At 73.4% G+C, this 21,268-nt stretch carries 21 protein-coding genes; 6 read left to right on the top strand and 15 right to left on the bottom strand.

All coding sequences use genetic code 11. The features are described 5' to 3' along the window. Positions 1-30 precede the first annotated feature (30 nt). On the top strand, positions 31-666 hold the full coding sequence (locus VE546_RS05455) for a TIGR03085 family metal-binding protein (protein WP_324919108.1): 636 nt from the start codon (positions 31-33) through the stop codon (positions 664-666). A gap of 91 nt (positions 667-757) precedes the next feature. On the opposite strand, the gene VE546_RS05450 is transcribed toward VE546_RS05455, so the two are convergent. Beyond that, positions 758-1,420: a response regulator transcription factor gene (locus tag VE546_RS05450; RefSeq protein WP_324919106.1), complete on the bottom strand. Its 663-nt coding sequence runs from the start codon at positions 1,418-1,420 to the stop codon at positions 758-760. Beyond that, on the bottom strand, positions 1,417-2,106 hold the full coding sequence (locus tag VE546_RS05445) for a sensor histidine kinase (protein WP_324919104.1): 690 nt from the start codon (positions 2,104-2,106) through the stop codon (positions 1,417-1,419). Before VE546_RS05445 ends, VE546_RS05450 begins: the two co-directional genes overlap by 4 nt. 805 nt (positions 2,107-2,911) lie before the next feature. Between VE546_RS05445 and VE546_RS05440 the strand changes: the two genes are divergently transcribed. Beyond that, positions 2,912-4,021 carry an inositol-3-phosphate synthase gene (locus tag VE546_RS05440; RefSeq protein WP_324919102.1) on the top strand — a complete coding sequence of 370 codons (1,110 nt, stop codon included), beginning with the start codon at positions 2,912-2,914 and terminating at the stop codon, positions 4,019-4,021. A 79-nt stretch (positions 4,022-4,100) separates the two neighbouring features. On the opposite strand, the gene hisF is transcribed toward VE546_RS05440, so the two are convergent. Genes hisF through hisD form a run of 8 tightly spaced genes read right to left on the bottom strand, consistent with a single transcriptional unit; the run spans position 4,101 to position 9,866 of the window. Then, the gene (gene hisF / locus VE546_RS05435; RefSeq protein ID WP_324919100.1) at positions 4,101-4,871 is read right to left on the bottom strand and encodes an imidazole glycerol phosphate synthase subunit HisF; all 771 of its coding nucleotides are present in this window, start codon (positions 4,869-4,871) and stop codon (positions 4,101-4,103) included. After that, positions 4,872-5,297 (bottom strand): RidA family protein, encoded by a 426-nt coding sequence (locus tag VE546_RS05430; RefSeq protein ID WP_324919098.1) that lies wholly within the window; start codon positions 5,295-5,297, stop codon positions 4,872-4,874. Further along, positions 5,294-6,025: a bifunctional 1-(5-phosphoribosyl)-5-((5-phosphoribosylamino)methylideneamino)imidazole-4-carboxamide isomerase/phosphoribosylanthranilate isomerase PriA gene (gene priA / locus VE546_RS05425; protein ID WP_324919097.1), complete on the bottom strand. Its 732-nt coding sequence runs from the start codon at positions 6,023-6,025 to the stop codon at positions 5,294-5,296. The genes VE546_RS05430 and priA overlap by 4 nt, the downstream gene beginning before the upstream one ends. A 20-nt stretch (positions 6,026-6,045) precedes the next feature. Next, positions 6,046-6,690 carry an imidazole glycerol phosphate synthase subunit HisH gene (gene hisH, locus VE546_RS05420; protein ID WP_324919095.1) on the bottom strand — a complete coding sequence of 215 codons (645 nt, stop codon included), beginning with the start codon at positions 6,688-6,690 and terminating at the stop codon, positions 6,046-6,048. Then, positions 6,687-6,851, bottom strand: a complete 165-nt coding sequence (locus VE546_RS05415) for a hypothetical protein (RefSeq protein ID WP_324919093.1) — start codon at positions 6,849-6,851, stop codon at positions 6,687-6,689. The genes hisH and VE546_RS05415 overlap by 4 nt, the downstream gene beginning before the upstream one ends. Continuing rightward, positions 6,848-7,438 (bottom strand): imidazoleglycerol-phosphate dehydratase HisB, encoded by a 591-nt coding sequence (gene hisB, locus VE546_RS05410; RefSeq protein WP_324919091.1) that lies wholly within the window; start codon positions 7,436-7,438, stop codon positions 6,848-6,850. The genes VE546_RS05415 and hisB overlap by 4 nt, the downstream gene beginning before the upstream one ends. Then, entirely contained in the window at positions 7,435-8,550 is a 1,116-nt protein-coding gene (locus VE546_RS05405; RefSeq protein ID WP_324919089.1) for a histidinol-phosphate transaminase, read from the bottom strand. Before VE546_RS05405 ends, hisB begins: the two co-directional genes overlap by 4 nt. Beyond that, entirely contained in the window at positions 8,547-9,866 is a 1,320-nt protein-coding gene (gene hisD / locus VE546_RS05400) for a histidinol dehydrogenase (protein WP_324919087.1), read from the bottom strand. Before hisD ends, VE546_RS05405 begins: the two co-directional genes overlap by 4 nt. 166 nt (positions 9,867-10,032) lie before the next feature. Here hisD and VE546_RS05395 point away from each other — a divergent pair, with 166 nt between their 5' ends. Genes VE546_RS05395 through ybaK form a run of 3 tightly spaced genes read left to right on the top strand, consistent with a single transcriptional unit; the run spans position 10,033 to position 12,993 of the window. Continuing rightward, entirely contained in the window at positions 10,033-11,652 is a 1,620-nt protein-coding gene (locus VE546_RS05395) for an oxidoreductase (RefSeq protein ID WP_324919086.1), read from the top strand. Between the two features lie 50 nt (positions 11,653-11,702). Beyond that, the gene (locus tag VE546_RS05390; RefSeq protein WP_324919084.1) at positions 11,703-12,446 is read left to right on the top strand and encodes an LON peptidase substrate-binding domain-containing protein; all 744 of its coding nucleotides are present in this window, start codon (positions 11,703-11,705) and stop codon (positions 12,444-12,446) included. 37 nt (positions 12,447-12,483) lie between these two features. Continuing rightward, the gene (gene ybaK / locus VE546_RS05385) at positions 12,484-12,993 is read left to right on the top strand and encodes a Cys-tRNA(Pro) deacylase (protein ID WP_414720410.1); all 510 of its coding nucleotides are present in this window, start codon (positions 12,484-12,486) and stop codon (positions 12,991-12,993) included. Between the two features lie 24 nt (positions 12,994-13,017). Here ybaK and VE546_RS05380 read toward each other — a convergent pair whose 3' ends face one another. The 4 genes from VE546_RS05380 to VE546_RS05365 all read right to left on the bottom strand — a co-directional run bounded on the left by VE546_RS05380 (position 13,018) and on the right by VE546_RS05365 (position 17,070). Continuing rightward, the gene (locus tag VE546_RS05380) at positions 13,018-13,758 is read right to left on the bottom strand and encodes a DUF2567 domain-containing protein (protein WP_324919083.1); all 741 of its coding nucleotides are present in this window, start codon (positions 13,756-13,758) and stop codon (positions 13,018-13,020) included. Between the two features lie 109 nt (positions 13,759-13,867). Further along, entirely contained in the window at positions 13,868-14,758 is an 891-nt protein-coding gene (locus VE546_RS05375) for an ABC transporter permease (protein ID WP_324919081.1), read from the bottom strand. After that, complete coding sequence (locus VE546_RS05370) at positions 14,755-15,777, bottom strand: ABC transporter ATP-binding protein (protein WP_324919079.1); 1,023 nt, start codon at positions 15,775-15,777, stop codon at positions 14,755-14,757. The genes VE546_RS05375 and VE546_RS05370 overlap by 4 nt, the downstream gene beginning before the upstream one ends. A 33-nt stretch (positions 15,778-15,810) precedes the next feature. Then, the gene (locus tag VE546_RS05365) at positions 15,811-17,070 is read right to left on the bottom strand and encodes an NYN domain-containing protein (protein WP_324919077.1); all 1,260 of its coding nucleotides are present in this window, start codon (positions 17,068-17,070) and stop codon (positions 15,811-15,813) included. A gap of 313 nt (positions 17,071-17,383) precedes the next feature. Between VE546_RS05365 and VE546_RS05360 the strand changes: the two genes are divergently transcribed. After that, complete coding sequence (locus tag VE546_RS05360) at positions 17,384-17,548, top strand: hypothetical protein (RefSeq protein WP_324919075.1); 165 nt, start codon at positions 17,384-17,386, stop codon at positions 17,546-17,548. Positions 17,549-17,657: 109 nt separating this feature from the next. On the opposite strand, the gene dnaE is transcribed toward VE546_RS05360, so the two are convergent. Beyond that, positions 17,658-21,200, bottom strand: coding sequence for a DNA polymerase III subunit alpha (gene dnaE, locus VE546_RS05355; protein WP_324919073.1), 3,543 nt, complete (start codon positions 21,198-21,200; stop codon positions 17,658-17,660). Positions 21,201-21,268 lie beyond the last annotated feature (68 nt).

Below are 21,268 nucleotides of genomic sequence, written 5' to 3'. Positions count from 1 at the left end.
TGGGTCGGCGGGCGGCCGTAGGCTGGCCGCATGTCGACCCACGCCCGGCGCGAACGCCTTCTGCTGGCCGATCTGCTGGAGAGTGCCGGTCCCGAGGCGCCCACCCTGTGCGAGGGGTGGCGGACCAGGGACCTGGCCGCCCACGTCGTGGTGCGCGAGCGCCGCGCGGACGCGGCCGGGGGCCTTCTGGTCAAGGCCCTCCAGCCCCGGCTGGCGCGCGTGCAGGCGGAGTTCGCGGCCCGGCCGTACGAGGAGCTGATCCAGCTCATCCGCACCGGGCCGCCGCGGCTGTCGCCCTTCACGCTCAAGCAGGTCGACGAGGCGGCCAACATCGTCGAGTTCTTCCTGCACGGCGAGGACGTCCGGCGCGCGCAGCCGGACTGGACGCCGCGCGAGATCGACCCGGTCTTCGCCGGCGCCCTGTGGCGGCAGTTGGAGCTCACCGCCGCCCGGCTCTACGGCCGCCGCTCGCCGGTCGGCATGGTGCTGCGCCGTTCCAACGGCCAGGTGGTGGTGGCCCGCCGGGGCACCCCGGTCGTCACCGTCACGGGCGAGCCCTCCGAGCTGCTGGTCTTCGTCTCCGGCCGGCAGGACGCGGCACGCGTGGAGGTGGAGGGCGACGAGGAGGCCGTCGCCCGGGCCCGCGGGGCGAAGCTCGGCATGTGACGCCGCCGCACCCCGCCGCCCCGGCTCCTCCACGCTCCTTCCGGCCCGTCGGCGCCCCGCTCCTCCCGGCCTCGTCGGCGCCCCGGCCCGGTCAGTCCCCCAGGCCCGCCTCGCGGGCCCGGGCGGCGGCGGCCATCCGGTCGGTCACCTGGAGCTTGGCGAAGATGTGGGAGACGTGGTTGCGGACGGTCTTGTCCGACAGCACCAGCTCCCGGGCGATCCGCCGGTTGCCGTAGCCGCGGGCGAGCAGGTCGAGGACCTGCCGCTCGCGGTTGGTGAGCTGGGGGAAGGCCGCCCGGGAGGGCGTGCCGTGGACCGCGGAGAAGTAGTCGCCCAGCCGGTCCGCGACGAACGGGCTGAACACCGCCCCGCCGTCGGCGACCGTGCGCACGGCCCGCAGCAGTTCCTCGCGGGGAGCCCCCTTGACGACGTAGCCGCGGGCCCCGGCGCGGAGCGCCGATATCACCGCGTCGTCCTCCTCCAGGCCCGACAGCATCAGCACCCGGGGGGCGGGGGCCCGGTCCGGCGGCGGGGCGGTGATCGCCCGGGTGACCTCGGTGCCCGAGCGGTCGGGCAGGCCCAGGTCCATCAGGACGACGTCGGCGGTCACCTCTCCCCCGCGCAGCATCCGGACGGCCTCCTCGCCGGTGGCCGCCTCGCCCACGACGTCCATGTCGGGCACGCTCTCGACGGTGTGGCGGGCGCCGGCCCGGAACATCGGGTGGTCGTCGACGAGGAAGACCCGGATCGTCACGGGCACCCCCACGGCAGCACGGCCCTGACGAGGGTGCCCCGCGGGCCGTCCGGGCGGGGCAGTACGGCGCAGTTGCCGCCCAGCTCCTCGGCGCGCAGGGTGATGGAGGCCAGCCCGGTGCCCCGCCGGCCGTGCCCGGCCGCGGCGGCGCCGATGCCGTCGTCCACGGTTTCCAGGACCAGCGCGCGGGCGCGACCGTCGGCGGCCAGCCGTACGGTCACGGTGGACGCCGAGGCGTGCCGCAGGGCGTTGGCCAGGCTCTCGGACGCGATCCGGTAGGCCGCCAGTTCCAGTGCGGGCGGCAGGGGCGGCAGCCGGTCCGGCACGTCCGCGGTGACGGTCACGGCCGCGCCGTCCAGCCGGGCCGCGAGGCGCCGCAGCGCCCCGGACAGGCCGGAGTCCGCGAAGTCCGGCGGCCGCAGGTCGCCGACGACGCAGCGGATCTGGTCGATGAGCCGGCCCGCCTCGTGCGCCGCCTCGGTCACCAGGCGGCGCGCCTCGGGCTCGTCGCCCAGGATCGCCCCGGCGGTCTCCAGCCGCAGCCGTATCCCGGCCAGGGTCGCGCCGAGCGTGTCGTGCAGATCGCGTCCCAGGCGGCGCCGCTCGTCTTCCCGGGCGGAAATCAGGCGTTCGCGCCACAGTTGCCCGGCGCCGTGGATTCCGGGTCTTCCCGGCCAGGGGTCCACTGCGTCATTGAGGGTCGGTGGCGGTGTCATCGTTTTTGTTTCAAACAATTCCGGTCCTCTGTCCGAGACCGACGACCCGTCCCCCGGCTTCCCTTCCCGGCACCCGAGCCGTCCGGCCCCACGACTCCCCGGTGTCGCCATGAAAAGTTCCCCCAATTCGTCTGAGTCTCGAACACTAATACAGTTCGGACACTTTCCGGAGGGGCGTATTCAGCCACCGGCCGACGCGGCTGACCAGGGAAATTCTCCAGGTGTCACACCGGGTTTCCGTACGACAGCGGGAGGTGACGGCCGTCCGCCGCCGCCGGGAAGTTGGCGCGAAACGATGGGTGCCCGCAAGGTTGGCACCCGGCGCCGGAGCCCCCTCCCCACCCCTCCGGACCGCGCGCACGGCCGTCCGTCCGGGACTCCATGGGACCGCACTCCCACGAAACCGGGACATCCGACCTCTTACGTTGAGGAGGTCCGGCCTGCCCGGAGGCCGGAGGACCGACGGATTCCGGAAACCCTCCGGAGAAGCCGTTCTCCGGCCCCTCTCCGCCCCGAAGGGAAATTCCATGGTGTGCTGTGCCAAACAGCGACAGATTTCACGAACACCCGCGGGAACCACGGGGTCACCGGTGACCGTCCCGACCGCCGCCGCCCTCGTCCGCCGTCCCGGAATGCCCGGTGGTCACGGCGCAGGCAGGCATCGGAAGGCGTTCGGCAATCCGTCCCGTCACGGGCGTCCGCACGGCGCCGCGGGCTTTGCCGCCCGTGGCAACCGCAACGCCGGCGGCTTCCGGACCTGCCGAGGGAACGCACGGTGACGGCGTGGCGGGCGTACGGCGGGCGGGGCGCCGTCGGCGTCTGGCTGGTGGGCGCGCGGGGCCCGGTGGCGACCACCGCCATCGCGGGCGCGGCGGCGCTGGGCGCGGGCCTGGTCCGGCCCACCGGGTGTGTCACCGCGCGGCGCGAGTTCGCCTCCCTGGACCTGCCCCGCTTCGACGACCTGGTCTTCGGCGGGCACGACGACACCGGGACCGGCCTCCTGGAGGGGGCGGAGCGGCTCGCCGAGGAGGGCGTGATGCCCCCGGGCCTGCCCCGTCTGGTGCGCGAGGGACTGCTCGCCGCCGAGAAGGAGATACGGCCCGGGGCGCCCGGGACCGGCGGCGCGCGGTGCCAGGAGGAGACGGTCCGGGCCCTGACCGAGGACCTGCTCTCGTTCCGGCGGCGGCACGGCCTGGCACGCGTCGTCGTGGTCGACCTCTCCTCCCCCGGCCCGGCCGTGCCGCGCCACCCGGCGCACGCCTCGCTGTCCGAACTGCGGCGGGCCCTGACGGCCGGGGAGGACGTCCTGCCGGCCGGCTCGCTGTACGCCTGCGCCGCGCTGCGGGCGGACTGCTCCTACGTCGGCTTCACCCCGTCGGCCGGTCTGCGGCTCCCGGCCCTGCGGGAGCTGGCCGCGGAACGGGGGCTGCCGTACGCCGGCGGCGCCGGGAGGACCGGCCAGGCCCTGCTGAGGTCGGTGCTGGAGCCGGTGTTCGGCCTGCGGGCGCTGACCGTGCGCTCCTGGTCCGCCTCCTGCCCGGCCGACGGTGAGAACGGAAACGAGGGCGAGAGCGAGAACGGAAGCGAGGACGGGAGCGGGCGCGAGGGCGGCGACCGGGTGACGTTCGAGGGCTTCCTGGGCGCCCAGGTGAGTCTGGAGTTCGCCTGGCGGAGCCGCGAACCCGTGCTGGCCGCTCCCCTGGTGCTCGACCTCGCCCGTCTCATGGCGCTGGCCGACCGGGCGGGCGTCCGGGGCCCGGTGCCGGAGCTGGCGTTCTTCTTCGAGGACCCGGTCCTGGACGGCCCCGCCGCGGACCGGCGCTCCCCGGGCGAGCAGTACGCGGCGCTGGTCGCCTGGGCGCACGGCCTGCGGGTGCCCGTGTGAGGCCGCCGCCGCGCCGCTCCGCGCGGGTACGCCGGCGGCTCCGGCCCGCGGGCGGCCCGCGGGCCGGAGCCGGTCCGCGTCAGCGCACCGGGTGGCCCGCCGCGCGCAGGGTCTCCTTGACCTGGCCGATGCGCAGGTCGCCGAAGTGGAAGACGCTCGCGGCGAGCACCGCGTCCGCGCCCGCCTCCACCGCCGGGGGGAAGTCGGCCGGCTTCCCCGCGCCGCCGGAGGCGATCACGGGGATGGTGACGTGCTTGCGGACGGCGCCGATCATGGCGAGGTCGTAGCCGTCCTTGGTGCCGTCGGCGTCCATGGAGTTGAGCAGGATCTCCCCGGCGCCCAGTTCGGCGGCCCGGTGCGCCCACTCCACCGCGTCGATGCCCGTCCCGCGCCGGCCGCCGTGGGTGGTGACCTCGAAGCCCGACGGCGTCACCGTGCCCTCCGGGCAGCGGCGGGCGTCCACCGACAGCACCAGCACCTGGCTGCCGAAGCGCTCGGCGATCTCCCGGATCAGCTCCGGGCGGGCGACGGCGGCGGTGTTGACGCCCACCTTGTCGGCGCCGGCGCGCAGCAGCTTGTCCACGTCCTCGGCGCTGCGCACGCCGCCGCCCACGGTCAGCGGGATGAAGACCTGCTCGGCGGTGCGGCGCACCACGTCGTAGGTGGTCTCACGGTCGCCGGAGGAGGCGGTGATGTCGAGGAAGGTCAGCTCGTCGGCGCCCTCCGCGTCGTACACCTTGGCCATCTCGACCGGATCGCCGGCGTCGCGCAGGTTCTGGAAGTTGACCCCCTTGACCACCCGGCCGCCGTCCACGTCCAGGCAGGGGATGACTCGTACGGCCAGGGACACTCAGGGACGCTCCTTCGTGGTGCGGAAGGCTTCGATCTCCACCTCGACCAGCACGCGCGAGTCGACGAAGCCGGAGACGATCACGAGCGTCGCGGCGGGGCGGACGGAGCCGAAGACCTCCCGGTGGGCGCGGCCCACGTCCTCCACGTCGCGCGCGTGGGTCACGTACATGCGGGTGCGGATGACGGACTCGGCGCCCAGGCCGAACCGCTCCAGCGCCGCCAGGGCATTGGCGAACGCCGTCCTGGCCTGGACGTACGGGTCGCCCTCGCCCTGCACCGCGCCGTCGACCAGGGGCATCGTGCCCGAGACGAGGACCCGGTCGCCGGCCGCGACGGCGCGTGCGAAACCGATGGTCTCCTCCCAGGGACTGTCGGACTGGACCCGCTCGACCGACGCCTGCCCCACCGCCGCGGACTCCGTCATCGGGACACGGCCTCCAGCGCCTCTTCCAGGGTGAACGCCTTGGCGTAGAGGGCCTTGCCCACGATGGCGCCCTCGACTCCCTGCGGCACCAGGGCGGCGATGGCCCTCAGGTCGTCGAGGGAGGAGACGCCGCCGGAGGCGACGACCGGGCGGTCGGTGGCGGCGCAGACGTTCTTCAGCAGCTCCAGGTTGGGGCCCTGGAGGGTGCCGTCCTTGGCGATGTCGGTGACGACGTAGCGGGCGCAGCCCTCGGAGTCCAGCCGCGCCAGCGTCTCGTAGAGGTCGCCGCCGTCGCGGGTCCAGCCGCGCCCGCGCAGGGTGGTGCCGCGGACGTCCAGGCCGACCGCGATGCGCTCGCCGTGCTCGGCGATCACCTTGGCGACCCACTCGGGGCTCTCCAGGGCGGCGGTGCCCAGGTTCACCCGCGTGCAGCCGGTGGCCAGGGCCGCGGCCAGCGACTCGTCGTCGCGGATGCCGCCGGAGAGCTCGACCTTCATGTCCACCGAGCGGACGACCTCGGCGATCTGCTCGCGGTTGCTGCCGGTGCCGAACGCCGCGTCGAGGTCCACCAGGTGCAGCCACTCGGCGCCCGCCCGCTGCCAGGTCAGGGCGGCCTCCATCGGATCCCCGTAGGAGGTCTCGGTGCCGGACTCGCCGTGGACGAGGCGGACCGCCTGTCCGTCACGGACGTCGACGGCGGGAAGGAGTACGAGACGGTGGGTGCTCATCAGGGGGCGGTCCTCGGGTGCTAGAGGGTGTCGATCCAGTTGGTCAGCAACTGCGCGCCGGCGTCGCCGGACTTCTCGGGGTGGAACTGGGTGGCCCACAGCGGGCCGTTCTCCACGGCGGCGACGAAGGGCTCGCCGTGGGTCGCCCAGGTCACCTTGGGGGCGGCCATGGCGGGGTTGGCGGTCTCCATCTCCCACGTGTGCACGGCGTAGGAGTGCACGAAGTAGAAGCGGGTGTCGGCGGGCAGGCCCGCGAACAGCGCGGAGTCCCCGGGCGCCTGGACGGTGTTCCAGCCCATGTGCGGCACGACGTCCGCCTTGAGCGGGCCGACCGTACCGGGCCACTCGTCCAGGCCCTCGGCCTCGACGCCGTGCTCGATGCCCCGGCTGAACAGGATCTGCATGCCCACGCAGATGCCCATCACCGGGCGCCCGCCGGCGAGCCTGCGGCCGATGATCCAGTCGCCGCGGGCCTGCCGCAGGCCGGTCATGCAGGCGGCGAAGGCGCCGACGCCGGGCACGAGCAGGCCGTCCGCGTTCATCGCCGCGTCGTAGTCGCGGGTGATCGTCACCTCCGCGCCGACCCGGGCCAGGGCGCGCTCGGCCGACCGCACGTTGCCGAAGCCGTAGTCGAAGACGACGACGCGCTTGTTCCTCTCCGTCATGACCACACCTCCAGGCGCAGGACTCCGGCGGTCAGGGACAGGGCCGCTCCGATGCCGAGCAGGGTGATCACGCCCCTGGGCATCTTCTGCTTCCAGAAGGAGATGGCACCGCCGAGCAGGAAGAGCCCCAGGAAGATCAGCAGGGTGGAGACGCCGTTCACAGCGCGCCCTTGGTCGAGGGGATGCCGCTCTGCCGCGGGTCGATCTCGCTCGCGTAGCGCAGGGCCCGGGCGAGCGCCTTGAACTGGCACTCCACGATGTGGTGCGCGTTGCGCCCGTAGGGGACGTGGACGTGCAGGGCGATCTGGGCCTGGGCGACGAACGACTCCAGGATGTGCCGGGTCATCGTGGTGTCGTAGGTGCCGATCATCGGCGCCATGTTCTCCGGCTCGGTGTGCACCAGGTACGGGCGCCCCGACAGGTCCACGGTCACCTGGGCGAGGGCCTCGTCCAGCGGCACCGAGGCGTTGGCGAAGCGGACGATGCCGCGCTTGTCGCCGAGCGCCTGCCGGAAGGCGGCGCCCAGGGCCAGCGCGCTGTCCTCGATGGTGTGGTGGCTGTCGATGTGGAGGTCGCCCTCGGTCTTGACCGTCAGGTCGAACAGACCGTGGCGGCCGAGCTGGTCGAGCATGTGGTCGTAGAAGCCGACCCCGGTCGACACGTCGACCTTCCCGGTGCCGTCGAGGTCGATCTCGACGAGGACGGACGTCTCCTTGGTGGTGCGCTCGACGCGGCCCACACGGCTCATCGGTTGTTCTCCTTCAGTACTGCGCGCATCGCGTCGAGGAACGCGTCGTTCTCGGCCGGGGTGCCCGCGGTGACCCGCAGCCGGCCCGGCACTCCGTTGTCCCGGACCAGGACGCCCCGCTCCAGCAGGGCCTGCCACACGGCGTGGGCGCCGCCGGGGCCGTCGAAGCGCCCGAACTGCACGAAGTTGGCGTCGGACTCGGTGACCTCGCAGCCCATGGCGCGCAACTCGGTCACCAGGCGGTCCCGTTCGGCCTTGAGCTGTTCGACATAACCGAGCAGGGTGTCGGTGTGTTCCAGCGCGGCGAGCGCGGTGGCCTGGGTGACGGCGGACAGGTGGTACGGCAGCCGCACCAACTGGACGGCGTCGACGACGGCGGGGTGGGCGGCGAGGTAGCCCAGCCGCAGCCCGGCGGCGCCGAACGCCTTGGACATGGTGCGCGAGACCACCAGGTTCGGCCGGCCGTCGATCAGCGGCAGCAGGGAGGGCCGGTGGCTGAACTCGCCGTACGCCTCGTCGACGATCACCAGCGAGGGCCGGGCCGCCTGCGCCGCCTCGTACAGGGCCAGCACGGTGTCGGCGTCGACGGCCGTGCCGGTGGGGTTGTTGGGCGAGCAGACGAAGACCACGTGCGGCCTGTGCTCGGCGATGGCCGCCCGCGCCGCCGCCACGTCGAGGCGGAAGTCCTCGTGGCGCGGCCCGGAGATCCAGCCGGTGCCGGTGCCGCGGGCGATCAGGGCGTGCATCGAGTACGAGGGCTCGAAGCCGATCGCGGTGCGGCCCGGTCCGCCGAACGCCTGGAGGAGCTGCTGGATGACCTCGTTGGAGCCGTTGGCGGCCCAGACGTTGGCGGGCCCGACCTCGTACCCGGTGGAGCGGGTCAGGTAGCGGGCCAGCTCCGTGCGCAGCTCGACCGCGTCGCGGTCGGGGTAGCGGTTCAGCTCGCGGGCGGCCTCGGTGACGCGCTCGGCGATGCGGGCCACCAGCGGCTCGGGCAGCGGGTAGGGGTTCTCGTTGGTGTTCAGGCGCACGGGGACGTCGAGCTGCGGCGCCCCGTAGGGGGACTTGCCGCGCAGCTCGTCCCGGATGGGCAGGTCGTCGATGCCGGTCACTTTCCCTGCGGCACCTTCCAGTCGAACCTCGCCTTGAGGGCCGCCCCGTGGGCGGGCAGGTCCTCGGCCTCCGCCAGGGTGACCACGTGGTGCGCCACGTCGGCCAGCGCGTCGCGGGTGTAGTCCACGACGTGGATGCCGCGCAGGAACGACTGCACGGACAGGCCGGAGGAGTGGCAGGCGCAGCCGCCGGTGGGCAGCACGTGGTTGGAGCCGGCGCAGTAGTCGCCGAGCGAGACCGGCGCCCAGGGGCCGACGAAGACCGCGCCGGCGTTGCGGACCCGGGCGGCGACCTCGGCCGCGTTCTCGGTCTGGATCTCCAGGTGCTCGGCGGCGTACGCGTCCACCACCGCCAGGCCCTGCTCCAGGTCGTCCACCAGGATGGTGCCGGACTGCCGGCCGGCCAGGGCCTCGGCGATGCGCTCGGCGTGCTTGGTGGAGGCCACCTGCGAGGTCAGCTCGGCGTCGACGGCGTCGGCCAGGGCCTCGGAGGGGGTGACCAGGACGGCGGCGGCCAGCGTGTCGTGCTCGGCCTGGCTGATCAGGTCGGCGGCGACGTGGCGGGGGTCGGCGGTGTCGTCGGCGAGGATGGCGATCTCGGTGGGGCCGGCCTCGGAGTCGATGCCGATGCGGCCCTTGAGCAGGCGCTTGGCGGCGGCGACCCAGATGTTGCCGGGGCCGGTGACCAACTGGACGGGGCGGCACTCCTCGGTGCCGTAGGCGAACATGGCGACGGCCTGGGCGCCGCCCGCGGCGTACACCTCCTCGACGCCGAGCAGGGCGCAGGCGGCCAGGATCGTGGGGTGCGGCAGCCCGCCGAACTCCTTCTGCGGCGGCGAGGCGACGGCCAGCGAGCCGACCTCCGCCTCCTGCGCGGGCACCACGTTCATCACGACCGACGAGGGGTAGACGGCCCGGCCGCCCGGCACGTACAGGCCCACGCGCTCGACCGGCACCCACCGCTCGGTGACGGTGCCGCCGGGGACGACGCGGACGGTGGAGTCGGTGCGCCGCTGGTCGCGGTGGACGATGCGGGCGCGGCGGATCGACTCCTCCAGCGCCGCCCGGACCGCCGGGTCGAGTTCCGCCAGGGCCTTCCCCAGGGCCTCGGCCGGGACCCGTACGCGCTCCAGCCGCACGCCGTCGAAGCGCTCGTTGTACTCGATCACCGCCGCCGTGCCGCGATGGTGCACGGCGTCGCAGATCGGCCGCACCTTCTCCAGGGCGGCCTCGACGTCGAGTTCGGCTCGGGGCAGCAGGTCCCGGTCGACCCCGTCCGCGGCGAGATCGCGTCCGCGCAGGTCGACTCGGGTCATGGATACGGATCGAAGCACGTCTCCCAGTGTCTCAGACGTGATCCGGTGCCCGGCGCTCCGTATCAGTGTGTGGTACGGAAGCGCCGGGAGAGGGCATCTTGTCAGTGCTGACCGATAGCGTCGGAACCATCACGCAGTGCCATCTGCGACTTGGGGGAAAACTGTTGTGAGCGAGCCTCTGGACACCGGGGACCCGCCCGCCGGGCTGCGGCTGACCACCGCGGAATGGGGCATGTGGCAGGCCTTCCGCAACGGCAGCGAGCACGATCTGCGCTCGGGCGAGCCGGAGCTGGACGACCCCAACGGCGACCACGAGTGGGGTCCGCAGCGGACGGTGCGGGCCCGGGTCGTGGCCCTGCTGCTGCTGCACGGACCGCCGCCGCTGCTCGGGCGTGTCGCCTCCCTGCAACTGACCGGCGCGTACATCACCGGGAAGCTGGATCTGTCGGGCGGGACGGTCGAGCCGTACTTCGAGTTCAAGCAGTGCCGTTTCGAGCAGGAGATCCTGCTGCACGAGTGCCGGCTGGTCACGGCCAGGATGGTGGACTGCCACATACCCCGGCTGGAGGCCGCCCGGATGAGCACCGAGGGCGATCTCCACCTGCCGCGCTGCACCATCCCCGAGGGCATCCGGCTCACCGACGCCACCATCGGCACGGACCTGCTGCTGAACGAGATGACGGTCGGCAGCGGGCACCGTGTGCGGTCGTTCTCCGCCGACGGTCTCCAGGTCGCGCAGGACCTCCAGGCCAGCCTGATGCTGGCGTCCGGCGAGGTGAGCCTGCGCGGCGCGGAGATAGGCGGCTCGCTGTTCATGTACGGCAGCGTCCTGCGCAACCGCAACGGGCAGTACGCGCTGTACGCCCCGCAGATGACGGTGGAGCACTTCGCGCACTTCGCCGCCTCCGGCCCGCGGGAGCTGCCGGTCGTCCACGGCGCCACCCCGCCGACCGGGACGTCCTGGCCGCCGCCCGACGAGCACAGCCACATGGTGCGGCGCGTCAAGCGCTTCGAGTGCACGGGCGGGATGAAGCTGGACGACGGACGGTTCGGGGACTCGCTGGTGCTGGACGAGGCCCGCTTCCTCCTGGAGCGCGACCAGGAGCTGTCGCTGCGCCGCATCCAGACCCCGGAGCTGTGCTTCACCCCCGAACGGCCCGAGAACGGCCGGGTGGTGCTCTCGGGGGCGACGGTGGACAACCTGGTGGACAGGGTGGAGAGCTGGCCGGTGGACGACGGGCTGTGGATGGCCGGGTTCACCTACCAGAACCTGATACCGCGCGGATCGTTCACCCTCGCCCAGCGGCTGCGGTGGCTGGAGACGGCGACGCCGGAGTACGCGCCGGAGCCGTACGAGCAACTGGCGGCGGTGATGCGCAACAGCGGGGAGGACGCGGACGCGCGCGCCGTGCTGCTGGCCAAGCAGCGCCGCCGCCGCGAGACGCTTCCGCTGGCGGCGAAGCTCTGGGGCTACCTGCAGGACTGGACGGTCGCCTACGGCTACCGGCCGGGGCAGGCCGCGCTGTGGATGGCGGTCATGTGGGTCTCGGGGACGCTGTACTTCGCCCGGCACCCGCCGGCCCCCCTCAAGCCCGGGGAGGCGCCCCACTGGAACGCCCCGCTGTACGTCCTGGACCTGCTGCTGCCGGTGATCGACCTCGGCCAGGCCGGCCACTGGAACCCGCGGGGGACCGTCCAGTGGGCGACCGCGGCGATGGTCCTCCTCGGCTGGGTGCTGGCCACCACGGTCGCCGCCGGGGCCACCCGGACGCTGAGGCGGCAGTGACGGGCCGGGAGGGGAGGGGCGCGCCGCCGGGAAGGCTTTAGGCTGCCGCTGTGACCACCACCCGACTGCCGCTCTTCCCCCTCAACACCGTGCTGTTCCCTGGGCTGGTGCTGCCGCTGAACGTCTTCGAGCAGCGCTACCGCGCGCTGATGCGCGACCTGCTGGCCATCCCGGAGGACGCGCCGCGCCGTTTCGGGGTGGTCGCCATCCGGGACGGCCGCGAGGTGGCGCCCACCGCGGTCGGGATGCCGGACCCCACCGCGCCCTCCCAGGCCGGTCCGGCGGCGGGCTTCGGCCCCGACCCGATACGGGCCTTCCACACGGTGGGCTGCGTCGCCGACGCCACGACCATCCGCGAGCGGTCCGGCGAGGGCGGCTACGAGGTGCTCGCCACCGGCACCACCCGCTTCCGGCTGCTGTCCGTGGACGCCTCCGGCCCGTACCTGGTCGGCGAGGTCGAGGAGCTGCCGGAGGACGACGGCGAGGGGGCGGGCGCGCTCGCCTCCGGGGTGCTGCGGGCGTTCCGCGCCTACCAGAAGCAGCTCGCCGGCGCGCGGGAGCGGACCCTGGCCGGCGGGCAGGAGCTGCCGGACGAGCCCTCCGTGCTGTCGTACCTGGTGGCCGCCGCGACCGTCCTGGACACCCCGACCAAGCAGCGGCTCCTGCAGTCCCCGGACACCGCCACGCGGCTGGCGGACGAGCTGAGAATCCTCAGGCGCGAGACGGCGCTGATCGGTAGGCTCCCCTCGGTTCCGGCGGCGGAGCTCACCCGCCTGCCGACCAGTCCGAACTGACCCGTTCCCGGCCGGGAGCGGCCCGACGACGCGAGGCATGACGGGCGTGGCCAGGAAGAAGCAGAAGTCAGGTTCCGGCGGCACCCCGGCGACGGTGGCCGCCACCCGGGCGGGCGTGGCCTTCACGCTCCACTCCTACGAGCACGACCCGGCCGCCGCCTCCTACGGCGAGGAGGCCGCCGAGGCGCTCGGGGTGGCTCCGGAGCGGGTGTTCAAGACGCTCGTCGCGGACGTCGACGGGGCGCTGACCGTCGCGGTCGTCCCCGTCTCCGGCTCGCTGGACCTCAAGGCGCTGGCGGCGGCGGTCGGCGGCAAGCGGGCCGCGATGGCCGATCCGGCCGTGGCCGAGCGCACCACGGGCTACGTGCGCGGCGGGATCTCCCCGCTGGGGCAGCGCAAGGCGCTGCCGACCGTGGTGGACTCCTCCGCCGAGCGGTACGGGACGGTCTGCGTCTCGGCCGGGCGCCGGGGGCTGGAGATCGAACTGGCGCCGGCGGACCTGGTGGCGCTCACCGGCGCGGTGACGGCGCCGATCGCCCGCCCGTAGCGCGCCCGGGGGCGCGCTGCGCCCCTACGCCTTCTTGCGGTCCCCCTCGTGGTCCTCGTGGTCCTCCCCGGTCCCGGTCCCCCGGGCCTCCTCCGTGACCGGCTGCGGCCCCCACGCGGGGTGGAGGGGGTGCGGCTCGGGGTCGCGGGGGCCGAACAGGGCCATGAGCGCCAGGTGCGTCACCAGCGCGGCGAACGGCCAGGCCAGCAGGGCGCCCTTGGCCTTCAGCTCCAGCGGGGCGTCGAAGACCTTCCCCTCGCCCACCGCCCTGGCGTGGGCGACCACGTCCTGCTCCGGGCCGAGCCAGACGCCCAGCCGCCAGGCCAGCAGCGAGCCCAGCACCGCGCCGACCGCCAGTCCGACCGCCGCGCCGACGCCGCCGCGGCGCCGCGCGAGGAAGACGGCGGCCCCGGTCAGCGCGCCCATGCCCAGGGCCAGCAGGACGAAGGTGCCGTCGACGCCGACCGGCTCCTCCCCCTCGGCGTTCTGGAGGTAGACGGCCGTACCGTCGGAGATCAGCGGCACCCGGGGGGCGAGCCACAGCCACAGCAGTCCGAGCACCGCACCGGCCGCCGCCGTGGCGACGGTCACCAGCACGGCGTCGCGCACCTCCTGCCGGACCGAGGCCCCCTCGTCGGACTCCGCCGGCCCGTCGCCCCCGCCGGGCGGGGAGCCCCACGGGTCGTAGGAGGACGGGGAGGACGGGGAGGACGGGGAGGACGCGGACGGGCCGTGCTGCGGGGAGGGAGGTGTCGGTGCGGTCACCCTGCCATCGTGCCAGGTCCGGCCGCCGCCCCGGCGGGCAGGACCGCACACGGTGCGTACGCGTCCCGCCGTACGGCACCGTGCGGTGCCGTGCGGGGCCGTAGAGGGGTCAGCGGACGGCGGCGCGGTGGTACGCCCAGGTCGCCACGGCCAGCGCGGCGGCCCCGACCGCGGCGCACACCCCGAGGTCGGCCACGACCGAGGCCCAGTCCGGGCGGGGCTCGAAGGTGGCCGCCAGCGCCTCCACGCCGTACGTCGAGGGCAGCAGGTCCCTCGCCCAGCGCACCGGCTCCGGCAGCCGTCCGCCCGGGAGCACGCCCAGCAGCAGCGCGGCGGACATGCCGAGCTGGCCGCAGAGGGTGGCGAGCTCCTGGCGGGGCGCGAGCAGGCCGAGGGCCGCGCCGAGCCCGGCGAGTGCCGCGCCGGCCAGCGGCACCACCGCCGCCAGTACCCACAGCCCGCCCAGCGGGAGCTGGTAGAGCAGGGCCCCGGCCACGGCGGTGACCGCCACGCCGGGCACCGTGAAGGAGGCGTACGCGCCCGCCGCGCCCAGCACCACCGCGGCGGGCGGCACCGGCAGGGTGGCGTAGTGGTCGAGCCCGCCGGAGGCCCGGAGCTGGCCGAAGTACTGGGCGAGGAGGTTCAGCGCGACGAAGGCGACCACCAGCACGCTCGATCCGGCCACCACCGCCCGCGCCTCGTCGCCGGGGCCGCCGTCCACGACGCCCCGCATCAGGACCATGATCCCCAGGGACTGGAAGGTCGCCACGAACAGCAGGGGGATGCGGGCCACGCGCGCCCGGGAGAGCTGCGCGCGGTAGACGGCCGCCAGGGCGGGCCACAGTCCCGCGCCCGGGGCGAGCGGGGCGGCGGCCGGACGGCCGTGCTGCGGCGCGGGCGTCTCCGCGTCCCCGGCGCTCCGCCGCCGTCCGTGCTCCGGTGCCTGTTCCGGTCCCCGTCCCGGGTCCCGCTCCGAGGTTGCCGCCGCGGCCGTGCTCACGTCCTCACCAGACCTTCCGTGTGTCCCCCCAGCGCCAGGTACACGTCCTCCAGGGTCGGTGTGGCCAGGGTGAAGTCGTCCAGCGCGGCGAACGCCGCCCCGCCGGTGACGGCGGCGACCGCCGCACGCGCCTGGGCGGGGGGCAGCCGCAGCGTCCAGCGGCGGCCGACGGCCGTGGCGGCCCGCTGCAGGGCGGCGACCTCGGGGACCTCCAGCGGCGGCCGGTCGCGCCACACCAGCTCCAGCCGTACGTCCTCGCCCACCATGGCCTTCAGTCCGGCGGGGGTGTCGCAGGCGATCGTCCGGCCGCGGTCCATGACGGCGACCCGGTCCAGGACGAGTTCGGCCTCGATCACGTTGTGGGTGACCAGGATCACCGTGACGCCGCGCTCGGCGCGCCGCCGGTCGATCGCGGACCACACCGCGCGCCGCGCGACGGGGTCCATGCCGGTGGTCGGCTCGTCCAGCACCAGCAGGGGCCGCTCCCCCACCAGCGCCGCCGCCACGCAGGCCAGGCGCCGCTGGCCGCCGGAGAGCCGCTTCAGCGGGCGGTCGGCGATACCGCCGAGCCCGAGTTCGTCCAGGACCGCGTCGCGCTCGCGCCGTGCCGCCGCGGCGTCCAGGCCGCGCAGCCGCCCGGTGGTCTCGGCGGCCAGCGCCACGGTCAGCTCGTCCAGCGCGGTGGACTCCTGCCCCAGGTAGGCGAGCAGCCGCGCCGCCCGCCGCGGGTGGCGGACCAGGTCGTGGCCGAGGACGTCGATGCGGCCGGCGTCGGGGCGCAGCAGCCCGGTGAGCTGCCGTACGAGGGTGGACTTCCCCGCGCCGTTCGGGCCCAGCAGGCCGAAGACCTCGCCGTGCCGGACCGTGAGGCTGACGCCGTCGCTGGCCCGTACCGCGGGAGTGCCGGGGGCGCCGCGCCGCCCGCGCCGGGCGGGATAGGTCTTGACCAGGCCGTCGACGCGCACGGCGGTCCCCGTCGGTGCCTCCGACGCGTCCGCCGCCTGCCGCGTGCCCGTCATCACGAGCTACGAGGGTACGCGCCCGTGACCGGCTCACTCGCCGGTGGGTGCGTGTTCGCCCGCCGTACGGGCGGTGCGGGCGTCGATCTCGCGCCAGAAGCCCGCGCGGATCGCGTAGCGGTCGCGCTCGTCGATTTGGTCGTCCTTGTGCGCGAGCAGGCCGAACCGCGCGGCGTAGCGCAGCAGTTCGCCGTCGATGCGGTGGGGGATGCGGGGGTACTCCGCGGAGAGGGTCCGCACGTGGGCGGGGGTGGTGAGCCGCTCGATCCAGCGGCGGGCGAAGACCTGGCCGACCTCGAAGGGGTCGCCGCTGACCGTGGTGATGTCCTCCTCGCGGTCGGCCCAGCGCTGCTCGGCGGTGGTGAGCTGGGCGAGGGTCGGCAGGGCGGCGGCCTCGGGGGACTCGGCGGGGGCGCGCTCGACCCAGCCCTTGTCGGAGGACCAGCGCAGGGTGGCGCCCGTGGGGACGGAGGGAGCGGGGTGCGGGTGCGCGGCGGGACGGCCGAGCCCGGCCAGGTCCTTGGGGGTGGGCACGCCCTTGCCGTGGGCGCTGTCGCCGGCGCGCTCGTCGGGGGCGGGCGGGGCGCCGTTCCTGCCCGGGGCGGGCGCCGGCGCGGTGTCGCCGGCGTCCACCGGGGGGACGCCCGTGCCGGCGGCGGCCGGGGAGGGGTCGGGCAGGGGGGCGGAGAGGATGGCGGCGATCTCGGGCCGGGTGTCGGGCTCGGGCGGGCAGACGCCGACGAGGTCCCTGGCCCGGACGGCGCGGGTGATCCAGGCGCGGTCCAGGACGCGCCGCTCGTCGGCCTCGGCGACCAGGTCCTCGGACTGGTTGTAGTCGCCGTCGGCGGCCTGGACGGCCCACAGGTGGACGGCGACGCCGTGCTCCTTGGCGGACATCAGTCCGGGCAGCAGATCGCCGTCCCCGGTGACCAGCACGATGTCGGAGCAGGCGCGGTTGCGCGCCAGTTCGGTCAGTTCGGCGTGCATGGCGGCGTCCACGCCCTTCTGCGCCCACCGGCCCTCGCTGCGGGTGAGGGCGCCGAGCCGTACGGTCACGCGCGGCATCACGCGCAGCCGCCGGTGCTCGGGCTGGGGCACCCGGTCCGGGGCGCCGTCGAACCAGTAGATGCGCAGCAGGCGGCAGCCGGTGTCCTCCTCGGCGCGCTCGCGCAGTCCCTGGATGAGCACGGCGTGGTCGACGGTGATCCGGGAGCGCGCGGGCTCCCCCGCCAGCAGGCTCGCGGCGGCGCCCAGAAGGTATCCGGCGTCCACCAGGACGACGCAGCGGTCCACGCTCCACCCACTCTCGGTATGACCGGCACGACCACCGTGACCGACGGTGTCCACGCGGTCGTGGTGCGTTTGTCTCGGGTCTGCTCTTTCGGGCCCGTTTCGAGTCTGCCCGACCGCATGGGGCTTGTCGGCCCCGGACTCGATCTTCGGCGTGGCGGGGGTTCGGTGTCCACGGTACGGGAGGGGGCGCCCGTCCAAGAAGGCCGGCCGGGGAGCCGGTGACTCAGGGCAACTGCCCGGAATGCGAACTTTATAGGTGCGTGCGAAGCTGATCGCGGCCCATCGTTCCGCAGTCCGCACAGGAGGAGAGATCATGGGCAAGCGCAAGAAGGACGGCCGCGGTCAGCGCGGGAACGGCATCACCGAGCAGGCGCAGCAGCCGGAGGCCGCCGAGCGGATGGCGCGGCCGCAGCCGGCATCACAGGCCGGCACCACGGACGTCGCGCGCAAGCGCCGGAGGCGCTTCGGCCACAACTGACGGGAGACCGGGCCGGGAACCGGCCGGGGCCCGGTCGTACGGTCGCACACGGGCGGGGCGCCCCGGATCCCCGGGGCGCCCCGTCGCGTCACACGGCCCGCCCGGCCGCTCAACCCGCCAGGCAGGAGGGGCCGAGCAGCGCCTTGAGGTCGCCGAAGAGCGCCGGATCGGCGGTGACCCGGTGCCGGTCGAGACGGAGCACGGTCGTCTTGCGGGCGCCCTGGAGCTTGACCCGCACCTCGGTCGAGCCGCGGTGCTGGGTGAGCACCTCGCCCAGCTTCTCCACCAGCGGCGGAGTGACCTTGACCGTGGGGATGGTGATGGTGACGGGCGCGTCGGACGACGCCTCCGACAGGTCGGGGACCATCAGCTCCATGGCGACCAGCCGGGGGATGTCCTCGCGCTTGTCCAGGCGGCCCTTGACGAACACCACCGCGTCCTCCACGAGCTGGGTGGAGACGAGCTGGTAGGTGGCGGGGAAGAACATGCAGTCGATCGAGCCCGCCAGGTCCTCCACGGTGGCGATCGCCCAGGCGTTGCCCTGCTTGGTCATCTTCCGCTGCAGGCCGGAGATGATGCCGCCGATGGTGACGATCGACCCGTCGGTGAAGTCGCCGGCGTTGAGCTGGGAGATCGCCGCGTCGGTCTTGTCGGCCAACACGTGCTCCAGACCGAACAGCGGGTGGTCGGAGACGTAGAGCCCCAGCATCTCCCGCTCCTGGGCGAGCAGGTAGCTCTTGTCCCACTCGTCGGTGGGGAACTCCACGTCCAGGCCGAAGCCGGGGCCGCCGTCCGAGGACTCCTCCCCCATGCCGCCGAAGAGGTCGAACTGCCCCTCCGCCTCCTTGCGCTTGATCTGCACCACGTTGTCGATCATCGACTCGAAGTGCGCCGTCAGCCCCTTGCGGGTGTGGCCCAGCCCGTCGAAGGCGCCGGCCTTGATCAGCGACTCGACGGTGCGCTTGTTGCACACCACCGCGTCGACCTTGTCGAGGAAGTCGGGGAAGGAGGTGTACTTCCCCTTGGCCTTGCGGCAGGCGACGATCGAGTCCACCACGTTCTGGCCGACGTTGCGCACGGCCGTCAGGCCGAAGACGATCGTGTCGTCCCCGCGCGGGGTGAAGTTCGCCTCGGACTCGTTGACGTCCGGCGGCAGCACCCTGATGCCCATGCGGCGGCACTCGTTGAGGTAGACCGCCGACTTGTCCTTGTCGTCGCGGACGGAGGTCAGCAGCGCGGCCATGTACTCGGCCGGGTAGTTGGCCTTGAGGTAGGCCGTCCAGTACGACACCAGTCCGTACGCCGAGGAGTGCGCCTTGTTGAAGGCGTAGCCGGCGAAGGGCACCAGCACGTCCCACACGGCCTGGATGGCCTCGTCGGAGTACCCCTTCTCCCGGGCGCCCTTCTGGAAGTTGACGAACTCCTTCTCCAGCACCTCGGGCTTCTTCTTGCCCATCGCCCGGCGCAGCAGGTCGGCCTGGCCGAGGCTGTAGCCGGCGAGCACCTGGGCGGCCTTCTGCACCTGCTCCTGGTAGACGATCAGGCCGTAGGTGACGTCGAGGATGTCCTTGAGGGGCTCCTCCAGCTCCGGGTGGATGGGGGTGATCTCCTGCTGCCCGTTCTTGCGCAGCGCGTAGTTGATGTGGGAGTTCATGCCCATCGGGCCGGGCCGGTACAGGGCCGAGACCGCGGAGATGTCCTCGAAGTTGTCGGGCTTCATCATGCGCAGCAGGGAGCGCATGGGCCCGCCGTCGAACTGGAAGACGCCCAGGGTCTCGCCGCGCTGGAGCAGCTCGAAGGTCTTGGCGTCGTCCAGCGGCAGGTCGAGCAGCTTGATGTCGACGCCCTTGTTGGCCTTCACCAGCTTGACGGCGTCGTCCATGATCGTGAGGTTGCGCAGGCCCAGGAAGTCCATCTTCAGCAGGCCGAGCGCCTCACAGGTGGGGTAGTCCCACTGGGTGACCACGGAGCCGTCGTTCTTGGGGCTGAACACCGGCACGTGGTCGACCAGCGGCTCGCTCGACATGATCACGCCCGCGGCGTGCACGCCCATCTGCCGCACCAGGCCCTCGATGCCCTTGGCGGTGTCGATGACCTTCTTCACGTCCGGCTCGTTCTCGTACATCGACCGGACCTCGGCCGCCTCGTTGTAGCGGGGGTGGCTGGGGTCGGTGATGCCGGAGAGCGGGATGCCCTTGCCCAGGACGTCGGCGGGCATCGCCTTGGTGATGCGGTCGCCCATGGCGTACGGGTAGCCCAGCACGCGGGCGGAGTCCTTGATCGCCGCCTTGGCCTTGATGGTGCCGTACGTGCCGATCTGGGCGACCTTGTCGGCGCCGTACTTCTCGGTCACGTAGCGGATGACCTCACCGCGCCTGCGCTCGTCGAAGTCGATGTCGACGTCGGGCATGGACACGCGCTCGGGGTTGAGGAACCGCTCGAAGATCAGGCCGTGGTCGATCGGGTCGAGGTCGGTGATGCCCATGGCGTACGCCACGATCGAGCCCGCCGCGGAGCCGCGGCCCGGGCCGACGGCGATGCCGTTGTTCTTCGCCCACATGATGAAGTCGGCGACGACGAGGAAGTACCCCGGGAACCCCATCTGGACGATGACGTCCATCTCGTACTCGGCCTGCTTCTGCCGGTCCTCGGGGACGCCGTTCGGGTACCGGCGCTGCATGCCCCGCCGGACCTCCTCGCGGAACCAGGACTCCTCGGTGTGCCCCTCGGGGACGGGGAAGCGGGGCATCAGGTCCCGCTTCTCGAACCAGCCGGTGGTGTCGACCTGCTCGGCGACCAGGAGGGTGTTGCGGCAGCCCTCCTGCCAGGCGTCGGAGGAGTCGATGGCGTACATCTCCTCCGTGGACTTCAGGTAGTAGCCCGCGCCGTCGAACCGGAAGCGGTCCGGGTCGGAGAGGTTCTTCCCCGTCTGGACGCACAGCAGCGCGTCGTGGGCCTCGGCCTCGCTGGCGTAGGTGTAGTGGCTGTCGTTGGTGACCAGCGGCGGGATGCCCAGCTTCTTGCCGATCTCCAGCAGCCCGTCGCGGACCCGGCGCTCGATCTCGATGCCGTGGTCCATCAGCTCCAGGAAGTACCGGTCCTTGCCGAAGATGTCCTGGTAGTCGGCCGCGGCCTTGAGCGCCTCGTCGAACTGGCCGAGCCGCAGCCGGGTCTGCACCTCGCCCGAGGGGCAGCCGGTGGAGGCCATCAGCCCCTCGGAGAGCTCGGCGATCATCTCCTTGTCGGTGCGCGGCCACTTGACGAAGAAGCCCTCCATGTACGCGTCGGAGGAGAGCCGGAAGAGGTTGTGCAGGCCGGTCTTGTTCGCCGCCCAGATCGTCTTGTGGGTGTAACCGCCGGAACCGGAGACGTCGTCCTTCTTCTGGTGGGGCTGGCCCCACTGGACGCGCCGCTTGTACCGCCGCGACTGCGGGGCGACGTACGCCTCGATCCCGATGATCGGCGTGATGCCCGCCTTGGTGGCGTGCTGGAAGAAGTCGTACGCCCCGTGGAGGTTGCCGTGGTCGGTCATGGCGATGTGCGTCATGCCCATCTTCTGACAGGCCTCGAACATGTCGCCCAGCCGCGCCGCACCGTCCAGCAGGGAGTACTGCGTGTGCACGTGCAGGTGTGTGAACGGCGGTTTGGCCACGACGGGGGACCTCCAGCGAGCGGGTCTTGCGGCAGTTCCTGAACGGCTCCGAAGTCTACGACCCGGCA

The organism is Streptomyces sp. (genome assembly GCF_035644915.1).
In the GTDB taxonomy this organism is placed as follows: domain Bacteria; phylum Actinomycetota; class Actinomycetes; order Streptomycetales; family Streptomycetaceae; genus Streptomyces.
This window is presented reverse-complemented; position numbering and strand designations above follow the sequence as displayed.